At 60.1% G+C, this 11,422-nt stretch carries 11 protein-coding genes and 1 pseudogene; 5 read left to right on the forward strand and 7 right to left on the reverse strand.

The window, feature by feature from the left end:
* Nucleotides 1–61 precede the first annotated feature (61 nt).
* The 4 genes and pseudogenes from NCR98_RS02335 to mutL all read right to left on the reverse strand — a co-directional run bounded on the left by NCR98_RS02335 (nt 62) and on the right by mutL (nt 3,684).
* Nucleotides 62–417, reverse strand: a pseudogene (locus NCR98_RS02335) (HepT-like ribonuclease domain-containing protein).
* A complete protein-coding gene (locus tag NCR98_RS02340; RefSeq protein ID WP_250463250.1) occupies nt 414–707 on the reverse strand; it encodes a nucleotidyltransferase family protein in 294 nt (97 codons plus the stop codon). Before NCR98_RS02340 ends, NCR98_RS02335 begins: the two are co-directional and overlap by 4 nt.
* A 101-nt stretch (nt 708–808) precedes the next feature.
* A complete protein-coding gene (miaA, locus tag NCR98_RS02345) occupies nt 809–1,753 on the reverse strand; it encodes a tRNA (adenosine(37)-N6)-dimethylallyltransferase MiaA (protein WP_250525415.1) in 945 nt (314 codons plus the stop codon).
* Nucleotides 1,750–3,684, reverse strand: coding sequence for a DNA mismatch repair endonuclease MutL (gene mutL / locus NCR98_RS02350; RefSeq protein WP_250525416.1), 1,935 nt, complete (start codon nt 3,682–3,684; stop codon nt 1,750–1,752). The genes miaA and mutL overlap by 4 nt, the downstream gene beginning before the upstream one ends.
* A gap of 193 nt (nt 3,685–3,877) precedes the next feature.
* On the opposite strand from mutL, the gene NCR98_RS02355 reads away from it, so the two are divergent.
* Nucleotides 3,878–4,537, forward strand: a complete 660-nt coding sequence (locus NCR98_RS02355; protein WP_244827087.1) for a VTT domain-containing protein — start codon at nt 3,878–3,880, stop codon at nt 4,535–4,537.
* A gap of 78 nt (nt 4,538–4,615) precedes the next feature.
* Here the strand turns inward: NCR98_RS02355 and NCR98_RS02360 are convergent, their stop codons facing one another.
* On the reverse strand, nt 4,616–4,867 hold the full coding sequence (locus tag NCR98_RS02360; RefSeq protein ID WP_244827961.1) for a GlsB/YeaQ/YmgE family stress response membrane protein: 252 nt from the start codon (nt 4,865–4,867) through the stop codon (nt 4,616–4,618).
* Nucleotides 4,868–5,249: 382 nt separating this feature from the next.
* Here NCR98_RS02360 and NCR98_RS02365 point away from each other — a divergent pair, with 382 nt between their 5' ends.
* The 3 genes from NCR98_RS02365 to NCR98_RS02375 are packed head-to-tail and all read left to right on the forward strand — an operon-like array spanning nt 5,250 to nt 7,134.
* Nucleotides 5,250–6,140, forward strand: a complete 891-nt coding sequence (locus NCR98_RS02365) for a peptidoglycan DD-metalloendopeptidase family protein (RefSeq protein ID WP_250525417.1) — start codon at nt 5,250–5,252, stop codon at nt 6,138–6,140.
* Between the two features lie 37 nt (nt 6,141–6,177).
* Nucleotides 6,178–6,732, forward strand: coding sequence for an outer membrane protein assembly factor BamE domain-containing protein (gene bamE / locus NCR98_RS02370; protein ID WP_244827089.1), 555 nt, complete (start codon nt 6,178–6,180; stop codon nt 6,730–6,732).
* Between the two features lie 54 nt (nt 6,733–6,786).
* Nucleotides 6,787–7,134 carry a hypothetical protein gene (locus NCR98_RS02375; protein ID WP_244827090.1) on the forward strand — a complete coding sequence of 116 codons (348 nt, stop codon included), beginning with the start codon at nt 6,787–6,789 and terminating at the stop codon, nt 7,132–7,134.
* A gap of 320 nt (nt 7,135–7,454) precedes the next feature.
* On the opposite strand, the gene NCR98_RS02380 is transcribed toward NCR98_RS02375, so the two are convergent.
* Together NCR98_RS02380 and NCR98_RS02385 are read right to left on the reverse strand one after the other, a co-directional pair.
* Complete coding sequence (locus NCR98_RS02380) at nt 7,455–7,934, reverse strand: hypothetical protein (RefSeq protein ID WP_250525418.1); 480 nt, start codon at nt 7,932–7,934, stop codon at nt 7,455–7,457.
* A 141-nt stretch (nt 7,935–8,075) separates the two neighbouring features.
* A complete protein-coding gene (locus NCR98_RS02385; protein WP_250525419.1) occupies nt 8,076–8,744 on the reverse strand; it encodes a glycine zipper 2TM domain-containing protein in 669 nt (222 codons plus the stop codon).
* A gap of 696 nt (nt 8,745–9,440) precedes the next feature.
* On the opposite strand from NCR98_RS02385, the gene NCR98_RS02390 reads away from it, so the two are divergent.
* Nucleotides 9,441–11,422 (forward strand): caspase family protein (locus tag NCR98_RS02390; protein WP_250525420.1); only part of this gene is annotated, 1,982 nt, incomplete at its 3' end.

Genomic DNA, 11,422 nt, shown 5'->3' on the forward strand with positions numbered 1-11,422 from the left:
GTCGGTGTTGAAAACCCTCGCTGGTGGCGGGGGTTTTTGTTTTTCAACTACAGCAACGACATTACTCAGACGGCTGCGCGAGGACGCGTTCGAGTTCGGGCAGCGCGCTTTGCACCGTTTCCCAAACAATGTCCAGATTCGTATCGAAATAGCCGTGTGTCATGCGATTGCGCATGCCGCGTAGCTTTTCCACGGTACGGCAGCGTTGCTTTCCGCGAAGTCGGGAAACTCGGCCTCAATTTGAACCGCGGCTTCCCCTATTACGATGAGGGTCAGAATAACCGGCTGCTGAACCATCCGATTAGCGACGAAGTCTTCCTTGCTCAGCTTCTGAACGTAGCCGCGTGCAGTTCGCGAAGCGTCCAGCAGATGGTCGATATAGTCGGTCAGGCGCAACTGGCGCTGTTTTGCATTCATACCGCGCGCGCCTCACTCAGAACAACGGATCGAAACTTCATTGGCAAGTCTTGCGGTGTCACGACGTCCACCGGCACGCCGAGCAGTTCTTCCAGTTCGACCTGAATTGCTCCAAGGTCGAAAAGCGTCGCTCCCTGTAGAGCATCAACCAAAATATCGAGATCGCTGCCGTCGTCGTCTTCGCCGTGAAGAACCGAGCCGAATACCCGCGGATTTGCCGCATGGTTGGCCGCGATGATGCGACGAACGTCGTTGCGATGCACTTCGAGCGCTGATGAAGGTTTGGTCATGGGACGGAACGATAAGAAGCCACGCATGAATGATAACGCGGCTTTGCCTTGAGGCATGAAGCGCAAGCGAGAACCGGTTTCGCCGCTTTTCTTGACGCCACTCACCCCGCGACCGCCAACACCGTCGCCACCGCCCGCTCCGTTGCATCCCCCGCGCAACAATCCACCACCGCCCGCTCCGGTATCGAACGCAGCCACGTCAACTGCCGCTTGCACAACTGCCTCGTCGCGAAGACGCCCTTATCGCGCATTTCGTCATAGCGTGTCGCGCCGTCGAGATACTCCCATGCTTGCCGATAACCCACGCAACGCATCGACGGCATCGACAGATCGAGGTCGCCACGGGCGCGCAGCCGCTTCACTTCGTCGATGAAACCGTGCGCCAGCATCGCATCGAAGCGTGCCGCGATACGCGCATGCAGCACCGCGCGATCCGAAGGTTCGAGTGCAATCGGCACGAAGCGATACGGCGCATCGCCCGAAGACTCGCGCGGCGCGGCAAGCAGCGCCGACATCGGCTGCCCGGTGAGCATGAACACTTCGAGCGCGCGTTGAATGCGCTGCGAGTCATTCGGCGCGAGACGCGCGGCGGTTTGCGGATCGATTGACGCAAGTCGCGCATGCAACGCCGGCCAGCCGTCGCGCGCGGCATCGGCATCCAGAAGAGCGCGCGTATCGGCATCGGCGGGAGGCAAGTCGTTCAAGCCCTGCGTGAGCGCCTTGAAGTACAGCATCGTGCCGCCGACCAGCAGCGGCACATGCCCGCGCGCGACGATCTCGCCGACGAGCCGCAGCGCATCGCCGCGAAACTGCGCGGCGGAATAGCTCTGTGAGGGATCGATGATATCGATCAGATGATGCGCGGCCAGCGCGCGTTCTTCCGCGCTCGGTTTGGCCGTGCCGATATCCATCTCGCGATAAACCAGCGCCGAATCCACGCTGATAATCTCGACCGGCCGCGCCGAGCGCGCGGCGAACGCAAGTGCCGCCGCTGTCTTCCCCGATGCCGTCGGCCCCAATAAACACGCGATGGAACGAGCCGTCATTGTCCGCGCATGAAGAGACGGTCGAGGTCGGCGAGCGTGAGTTGGAACCACGTCGGCCGGCCGTGATTGCATTGATCGGCGCGTTCGGTTGCTTCCATCTGGCGCAAAAGGCCATTCATTTCATCGAGCGTAAGGCGCCGGTTGGCGCGCACGGCGTGATGGCACGCGAGCGTTCCAAGCAACTCGTGCTGACGCTCGGTGAGCACGCGCGACCCGCCATACGCCTGCAAATCCGCCAGCACGGCGCGCGCAAGCGCTTGCAGATCGGCATCCTTGAGCAGCGCGGGAACTGCGCGAATGGCAATCGATGTCGGCGAGAGCACGGCCAGATCGAAGCCGAGCGCATCGAGCGTGGCGCGCTCTTCCTCGACGATGCCGATCTCGACCGCATCCGCCGTCATCGATACCGGAATGAGAAGCGGCTGCACGACGATCGCACGATCCGCAAGCGCATTCTTGAACTGCTCGTAGAGAATGCGTTCGTGCGCGGCGTGCATGTCGACGATCACGAGTCCGCGCGCATTTTGCGCAAGCACGTAGATGCCGTGAATCTGCCCGACGGCGAAGCCGAGCGGCTGGTCATCGGCGTGATCGAGCGGAGCGGGTCGCGGCGCATAAGCCGGCGCGCTTTCGCCGGCCCACGCCACCGAAGGCGACGCCTCGGGCGCGGCGTTGTCCTTGCGGCCGAAGAGCGCGTCGTACAGCGCAAGCGGCTGCGCGACAGGCAAGGTGCCCTGCGTCATGCGCGACTGGCGCATCCATGACGTGCCGTTTTCGCCGCGCATCGGCGCCGTATCGCCGCTGCCCGTGGCGTAAGGCTTTGCGCTGAACGAAGCCGGTCCGGTCGGCGACAACTGCGCCGCATGCCCGCCCGACGTGGTTTCCGGCGACGCGCCCGCTTGCCGCGCAAGCGCGCGCTGCACGGCATGAAACACGTATTGGTGAATCGAGCGCGAATCGCGAAAGCGCACTTCGATCTTCGACGGATGCACGTTCACATCCACCGATTCGGGCGGCAAGTCGAGAAACAGCACATAGGCCGGATAGCGATTGCCATGCAGCACGTCTTCATAGGCCGCGCGCACCGCGTGCGTCAGCAGCTTGTCGCGCACGAAGCGGCCGTTGACGAAGAAATACTGTTGATCGGCGCGTCCGCGACTGGCGGTCGGCAGGCCCGCGCAACCGTAGACGGCGAGCGGCCCGGCGCGTTCATCGAGCGGCAGATGCGCGGTTTCGAACACCTCGCCGAGGATCTTCGCGACGCGCGTCCGCGGATCGCTCGCGTTCCAATGCTCGACGGCCTTGCCGTTGTGCATCACCGAAATGGCGACGTCCGGGCGCGCGAGCGCCATGCGCCGGATCACATCGAGGCAATGCCCGAGTTCGGTCTGTTCGCTCTTGAGGAACTTGCGCCGCGCGGGCGTGTTGAAGTACAGCTCGCGCACTTCCATGGTGGTGCCGACCGTGCCGGCTGCCGGGGAAATGGCGCCCGTTTGCGCGTCGATGCGCGTCGCGTGCGGACAACTCTCGGTGCGGCTCGTGATGAACAACTCCGCGACGGAAGCGATCGAGGCAATTGCCTCGCCGCGAAAGCCGAGCGTGGCGACGGCTTCCAGGTCCGCGAGCGAGCGGATTTTGCTGGTCGCGTGGCGTAAAAGCGCGAGCGGAAGTTCGTTGGGCGGAATGCCGCTGCCGTCATCGGCAATGACGATTCGCTTCACGCCGCCTTCATCGAGCGTGATGCGCAGGGTGCGCGCGCTTGCATCGAGCGCGTTTTCCAGCAGTTCCTTCACGACCGATGCCGGCCGTTCCACCACCTCGCCCGCCGCGATCTGGCTGATGAGCTGGTCGGGAAGCGGCGCGATGGCGCGCGAACCGCGCGCGGCGTCTGCGGTCAATGTGTAGGCGGAGGGATCGTTGAGTTCGGCCATCCCGAATTATAGCGATTCGCATCCGAGCGTCCCGATGCGCGATTTTGGCGGCAAAAGGGCGTCGAGACGGCGTCTGGATGAGCGCTTCCTAATTGAAGGCGCGTTTGCGTTCGGTATCATGGCGCGACCTTCCACGGTTCTTGACGGCGGGCAGATTCCTGTCGCGCCGGGCCATTTTTTTCGAGGAAAGCTTTTGGACACGCTGCTGCAATTTCTAGGGATGATCCTTCACATCGACAAGTCGCTCGGTGTCTTTATCCAGCACTACGGCGCTTGGGTTTATGCGGTGTTGTTCCTCATCGTGTTCTGCGAAACCGGGCTCGTCGTATTCCCGTTCCTGCCGGGCGATTCGCTGTTGTTCATCGGCGGCGCGTTTGCCGCGTCCCACGCGATGGACTTGAGCGCGCTCATCGTGCTGCTGCTCGTGGCGGCTGTTCTGGGGAACACGGTGAATTACTGGATCGGGCGTGCTATCGGCCCGAAGGTGTTCGACACCAACATTCCCGTGCTGGAGCGCTTTCTCGACCGCGCGGCGCTGCAGAAGACCCACAACTTTTATGAGCATCACGGCGGCAAGACTATCGTGATCGCGCGCTTCGTGCCGGTGGTACGGACCTTCGCGCCGTTCGTGGCGGGCGCTTCGTCGATGAATCACACGCGCTTTCAGTTCTTCAATATTCTGGGCGCGCTGGTTTGGGTCCTGTTGCTCGTGCTACTCGGCTACTTCTTCGGCAACATTCCGTTCATTCGGCAGTATTTGAACGTGATCGTGCTGGTGGGAATCGGCGCGGCAGTGGTGCCGATCGCGCTGGGTGCGCTTTGGAAGCTGACGCGGCGGCGCTCGAAGGCGTAAGCCGTAACGGCCGATTGCTGCTTCGGGGCACTGAAATCGAGCGAGACGCGTGTTACTGCGCGCCTCGCTCGATGCGTTTTATCCGCGGCGAATCAGGCGGATAAGGAACAGCAGCACGACTGCGCCGATCACGGCCGTCACGAGCGAGCCGAAGATGCCGCCGCCGAACGAGATACCGAGCGTGCCGAACAGCCAGCCGCCGATCAGACCGCCGACCACGCCGACGATAATGTCGACGATCACGCCGAAGCCGCTGCCGTTCATGATGAGACCGGCGAGCCAGCCCGCGACGCCGCCGATGATCAGCCAGAGGATGATTCCGTGTTGCAAGAAATTCATGAGAAAAAACTCCGAGAGATTGGATGATTGCAGGACTGCAGGAAGCTCCTGCTTTCGAGCGCGGTGAATTTAGCCCAAAGAACGGCCACGCGGACCGGCCTGAGTGTCAAGTTTTGTCGATGCCACGGCTCGCGCCAGACACGGCAAGCGCGCCGAAGATAGTGTGTAATTTGATCAAAATTTAGAATGCCGAAACGCCCGGTGCACCGAATGGCCACGTGTGTCGTTTATGTCACGACGGCGGAATTGTTTCGGTAATGTTTTATGCTGGCGGATGTTGATCGTTTCACGTATTGCAACAGGAGCGGCGCGACGCATTGCTGTAATCGGCGCTGTGGGCTTTGAACACGCTGCAAGAGACTAGAACAAGAGAATGAGAACGTTGGTGTCGATGCAAATGGAAGGTTTCAAGCTATTCAGCCGCGCGGGCATCGCGGGGGCAGCGGTCGCGGCAATGCTCGCCGGATGTTCCTCCACACCGCGCACGCCCGCGCCTATCGTCGAGAGTTCGGCGTCGAGCGCGCCGCCTGTCGTTCAGACGACGTCGCCCGCCGTCATTCCCGCGCCGGTCGTGCCGCTCAACGCGCCGCCAGCGGAGCCGGGCTTCTATCGCGTGAAGCCGGGCGACACGCTTTACGGCATCGCGCGAAACTACAAGCAGAAGCCCGACGACCTCGCCAAATGGAACACGCTGCCCGAAAGCAAGCAGGTGAATATCGGACAGCTGTTGCGCGTGGCGCCGCCGGGCGCAGCCGTGGCATCCGCGAGCACGGCGCAAAAGAAAGACATGCCGCCGCTCATTCCCACACCGCAGAAGTCATCGAGCGACAAGACCGAAAAGTCCGTCGCGCAAAAGCCCGCGCCCGAAGCCAGCGAAGAACATGTGAGCGCGGCCAGGGGCACGTTCGTGTGGCCCGCGAAGGGCGAGGTCGTGCGCAAGTTCGGCGCGAGCGGCAACAAGGGAATCGATATCTCCGGCAAGGTCGGGCAACCCGTGAAGGCGGCGGCCGGCGGCAAGGTCGTGTATGCGGGCAGCGGCTTGCGCTCGTATGGGCGCATGATCATCGTGCGGCATGGCAACGATTTTCTGACCGCCTACGCCTATAACGACAAGCTGCTCGTGCACGAAGGCGATACGGTCAAGCAAGGTGCGACCATCGCCGACATGGGCACGGGACCGAGCGGCTCTCCGGAGCTGCATTTCGAAGTACGCAAGTCGGGCGCGGCGGTTGACCCGTTGCCCCTGCTTGGCGCAGGTGGTTGAAGAATGAAGGTTGAAAAATGAAGGTCGAAGGAGAGTGATGGTGAAGAAAGTCATGGGCGCGGCATGTGTCGCGCTGTCATTGCTTGCTGGCTGCGATCAGCAGCAAAGCGAGGATGGGTTGAACAAGCTCAAGGCAATTTTCAATGCCGTGAAGCCCGACAATCTGCTGCTGAAGGATTTGCAGCCTGGCGTCACGACCGAGGCGCAGATTCGCAGTCAGATGGGCGACCCGGAAATCGAACGGACTTTCACCGACGGTTCCAAGCGGCTCGAATATCCGCGCGGCCCGGCGGGAACGAACACCTATTTCGTCGATCTCGACGCCGACGGACTCTTCGTGTCGGTGACGCAGGTTCTGACCGCGGCGAATATCGCGAAGGTAAGGCCCGGCATGACGCAGGATGAAGTGCGCCGGTTGCTTGGCAAGCCGACCACCGTCGCGGAGTATCGACTGAAGCAGGAACGCGTGTGGAGTTGGCACTGGCTCGAAGATGGCGTGAATCGCGACGCCATGTTCAACGCGCATTTCGACCCGAACGGCATCGTGGTGACGACTTCGCGCTCGGAGGCGGAGGGCGGCGGACGTCATTGAGAGGTTGCAGAGGCAATGAACAATCAGAATAACGACAAGAGACGAAACGCCTTGATGAATGACGCCGCGCGCTATCGCGACCGTTATCTGCAAGACGCGAACGATGCGACGCTCACGCTCTGGGCTTGCGACCGTGGCCATCACTGGGACGACGCGGTAGATGCGGCTCAGAATATTCGTTGCATGAACTGCGCGTCGCACCGGCGCGAGGTCGAGATGCAGCGCTTGCATGGCATCGCGCAGATGCGCGGCGGTGCGCTGTTATCGCCGGGCCGTGCCGACATCAAGGCGCCGCCTTCCTGGCGATGCGCGTGGGGACACGTCTGGGATGCGGATATCGAATCCGCGCAGCGTTCATGGTGTGCGGAGTGCGGCCGGACGGTGTTTTCGAAGTACCGCTGAGTCGCGCAAAAAAGAAAAGCCGGCGAGTGCCGGCTTTTGAGCTTCTTTGTCGGAGCGATGGCGTGGTTCGCCTGCTACTCGCCGGGCTGTTGGCAAAACCGTGCGCTCTTTATTCGTTACCTGCCTGGCGCGCCTGTGCCTTTACCCACAACTCGGTCGAATGCCGCCCATCTTTTTTGTGGTCCGTTTGCGCTTGAATCGACTTCCCCCGTGCGCAGACACAGTATCGAGGCAACGGTTTTGTATGAGTGTTCGTTCTCGAACACACGCAAGCAAGATACGTGGCGGATAAACCCTTAACCGTCCGATCGGCTTTTCGACTAAGCCAGTTCTTCGTGTTTGGCCTCGTGACGCAGGTTCGCCGCGACGAGCGATTGCGTGACCATGCGTGCTTCGGCTTGCGCGATGTGTTCGAGTGTCGCGTCTTCGAGCTGGTCGGCATAGATGGCGAGTGCATCGCACAGGTTGGCGTGCGCCGCGTCGTCGAGCGTCCACTCGCCCGTGCCGGTGTGCCGCTCGTCCAGTTCGACGAGCGCTTCATAGGCTGCGGTGATGTCGTCGGCGTGATCCGTCACGTGACCGAGCTGGCCGAGTTCTTCCGCGATCAGCAGATGCCGGCACAGCGCCATGAAGAGCGGCTTCGAGCCGTGTCCGCGCCGGAGGGCGTCGAGTGCGGCATAGGCTTGAAGCAGCATGGCGTTGGTCATCGGTTCGCGGGCGGCGCGGCTATAGGTCAGCGCGCGCAACAGCGGCGACATGGCAGGACGGCCGGACCTCGTATTCGTCGATTTTTTCTTCACGGAAATCTCCGGAACAGGTTCTTGCTCGCGCACCCGAACCGGCGGGCCGGGACGCTTCGTGCAATGAGCATGGAAACATCATCGCACTCGATAATTAGTGTTGTCTTAGGACGCGTCAGGCTTTGCAAAGGCGCGCCGTTCTCAAGCCGGGCTCAGCGATTCACCCGCCACGCGCACTCGCTCGCCGACCGCGACGCCGGGCGCGCTGTCGTAATTGAAGCTGCGCACGCTGCCATCGTTCATGCGGACTTGCACCTGATACGTCGTCGTCTTGTGGACGACATGTTCGATCTGATTGCCCGCGAGCCCGCCGCCAAGTGCGCCGATGATCGTCGCCGCCGTGCGTCCGCGACCGTTACCGATCTGCGTCCCCGCCAAACCGCCGACGACCGCGCCGCCTATTGCACCGAGACCCGTGGTGGGTTGCGCGGTCTGCACCGCGTTCACCGCCATGACCTGGCCGGCATACGGATCGTACGCCGGTTGGGCTTCGACCGCTGCGGGCGCCGCGGCCGCCACGCTATGTGCCGTCGTCGACGCCGGTTTCAAGTGATGCCCGCGAACCGCACGCGGCAATCGATCCGCGTCGCTTCCAGTCAGAGCCGGCGCGCTTGCGGGCGACGCCTTGGCGACTTGCGCATCTACCAGCGGCGAAGCCGTCACGGCCGTCGCGGTGGCTTTCGATGACGGCAGAAGGCCGGTCATCGCGGCCACGCCCGTGCCGCAAGCGAGGATCACCGAGACGGCGGCCGCCGCCATGAGCGGATGAATACGCGAGGGCTTTTGATCGAACTGGGGTACGGCGTTCATGGCAGCGTCTCCGTTGAGTGCTTGCAAGGCATTGATGCCTGCCTGCTATAACGCCGCGTTTGCTACCCGGTGGACGCGTTCGGTGTGACATTTGTAAGCAAACATCTCCCTTGATTCGAACGAGGAGGCGTTTGAGAAGCGTCGCGTCACTTCGCGGCGGGCAAGTCACGAGTGTTGTTGGTGGCGAATCAGGGATTCGAACCCCGGACCTGCGGATTAGAATCCGTGGCATTGGCCTACTTTGTCTCCATATTGCCCGTCAAACCATTGGGAAGTGCGGGTGTAGCGCAGCAATGCACGCCATTGACCCGCAATGCCCTCGACAGTCCGTTGGACATCGTGTGACCGTTGAAAAGACTAAGAAGAGCCTTTTGCACGCAAAAACTATCAAAATGCGGCATCCCTTCATTCATCCACGCGACGCTACGGGACTGCAACTGCGCCGCTTGCCCTGGACCCTCAAAACACAGCGCGTTATCGCGTTCACTACGTATAAACCCTGTCGTAGTGGATTTTTTAGCTTTTTAGTCCTAGCCTACGAACAACTTATCTTTCTTTGTAATCCGTAAAGAACTTGACAGGCAAATTGTCAGCTTATAGACCCTGGTCTTATCTTGAATAGCTCAATATTCAGATATCCAAGTTATTCAAGCTATAGGTAGCTCATGCTTTTAAACGGCCGAATAGGAGATAAAAATGGCTAGGCCCGAAAGTAAGCGTAATGAGATCGACGAAAGCGTATCCGGTAAGAAGCGAGATTTCTCCACCGCTGGGAACGGCGAAGATGTAAAAAGCACGTCCGCAAGTGCGGTCACCATATCGAAAGGAACGAAAAAAGCGGTTGTGGTCGGTATAAACGATTATATGGGGACGATAAATGATCTTCCAAGTTGTAAAAACGACGCTGCGGGTTTCGAAAGCTTGCTTTTGAACACGCTCCAATTCGACGAGGTCCGCACCCTGACCGACGCCGACGCTACGCTTGCGAGCGTAGGTGAAGGGCTGGATTGGTTATTTCGCGATGCAACCCCGGACGATCGCCTAGTGTTTTTTTATTCGGGGCATGGTGATACGCGACCTCGAAATGGAGTATTAGAAGAATTTTTGGTATTGTATGATGGCTTGCTTTCCGACGACGAGATTAGTGGCAGAACTCAGGGGTTGCCCAACGGCATATTCACAATGGTGCTGGACTCTTGTTTTTCTGGTGGAATGGAAAAACAGTTATTCAAGGCGGTCGTAAATCCTCGCTTATTGGCTTTCAATCTATTTTCGCCGGATGCGTTCGGAATGTTGAATGCGTCGGATTCTATTGAGCCCGCCAAAATAAAGGCTTTTCAGTCGGATCCTTTGGAAACGAAGCATTTTGTCGATACCCAGGCGATAAGCACTCAATACAAGCCGTTCCTAAAAGCGCCTCGGCTGGTGATGGCGGGCGGTCTTGCAAAGCTTATGAATCCAGTGAGCGATGAGATCGTCGAGGTGCAAATGAAAGGGATGCTCCTATCGGCATGTCTTGAGGGTGAGACCGCAGCGGCCAGTACGTCTGCAACTGCGGGCTTTTCCGCCTTCACCTTTGCGCTCCTGCGATCTGTTCAATCCTTAGGAGTCGCCGCCTCAACGTCCAGTCTGATCGATCAAGCGGCAAAAATGCTCCATGCAATGGGATTCGGGCAGACCGCCGTTGTGAAAGAACCTAAGGGAATGGCTGGGCTCGCAGCAAAGAGCTTTTTAAACCTACCGCCGATATCCGCGCCTACCGCAGCGAAAACGCAGGGAAATGTAAGTTCGCTTGTAGAAGGCATTGCCGGCTTGATCAGTCGTGCACATTCGGCAGATACAGATGAGGCGAGGCTTATTTCTGCAATAGCCTCAATTATTGGCGGTGTTGTGAAGAGCGATCGGCAGACAGTTACACAACCTTTCGGACAGGCGAAGCTATTCGGCATTGACGACGCCATCCTGATTCCGGCAATCGCGTCGGTTGTAACGGCAGCGATCAAAGGACAGCAGCCAACTGCTGGACCTGGCGGACAGGCAACGCTATTTGGCGTTGACGACGCAATCCTGATTCCAGCAATCGCGTCGGTTGTAACGGCAGCGATCAAAGGACAGCAGCCAACTGCGGGACTTGGCGGACAGGCAAAGCTATTCGGCGTTGACGACGCCACCCTGATTCCAGCAATCGCGTCGGTTGTAACGGCAGCGATCAAAGGGCAGCAGCCAACTGCGGGACTTGGCGGACAGGCAAAGCTATTTGGCGTCGACGACGCCATCCTGATTCCGGTAATCGCGTCGGTTGTGACGGCAGCCATCAAAGGACAGCAGCCAGCCGCTGGCCCTGGCGGACAGGCGAAGCTATTCGGCGTTGACGACGCCATCCTGATTCCGGCAATCGCGTCGGTTGTAACGGCAGCGATCAAAGGACAACAGCCAGCCGCTGGCCCTGGCGGACTGGCAAAGCTATTTGGCGTTGACGACGCCATCCTGATTCCGGCAATCGCGTCGGTTGTAACGGCAGCGATCAAAGGAACGCAGCCGGCCGCTGGACCTGGCGGACAGGCAAAGCTATTTGGCGTTGACGACGCAATCCTGATTCCAGCAATCGCGTCGGTTGTAACGGCAGCGATCAAAGGACAGCAGCCAACTGCGGGACTTGGCGGACAGGCAAAGCTATT

The organism is Caballeronia sp. GAWG2-1, assembly GCF_023631405.1.
Taxonomy (GTDB): domain Bacteria; phylum Pseudomonadota; class Gammaproteobacteria; order Burkholderiales; family Burkholderiaceae; genus Caballeronia.

What these genes read in the sequence shown, in the direction of transcription:
- NCR98_RS02340 (WP_250463250.1), bottom strand. Translation starts at nt 707, where the DNA reads ATGACCAAACCTTCATCAGCGCTCGAAGTGCATCGCAACGACGTTCGT.
- mutL (WP_250525416.1), bottom strand. Translation starts at nt 3,684, where the DNA reads ATGGCCGAACTCAACGATCCCTCCGCCTACACATTGACCGCAGACGCC.
- NCR98_RS02375 (WP_244827090.1), top strand. Translation starts at nt 6,787, where the DNA reads ATGAATGACGCCGCGCGCTATCGCGACCGTTATCTGCAAGACGCGAAC.
- NCR98_RS02365 (WP_250525417.1), top strand. Translation starts at nt 5,250, where the DNA reads ATGAGAACGTTGGTGTCGATGCAAATGGAAGGTTTCAAGCTATTCAGC.
- NCR98_RS02385 (WP_250525419.1), bottom strand. Translation starts at nt 8,744, where the DNA reads ATGAACGCCGTACCCCAGTTCGATCAAAAGCCCTCGCGTATTCATCCG.
- miaA (WP_250525415.1), bottom strand. Translation starts at nt 1,753, where the DNA reads ATGACGGCTCGTTCCATCGCGTGTTTATTGGGGCCGACGGCATCGGGG.
- bamE (WP_244827089.1), top strand. Translation starts at nt 6,178, where the DNA reads ATGGTGAAGAAAGTCATGGGCGCGGCATGTGTCGCGCTGTCATTGCTT.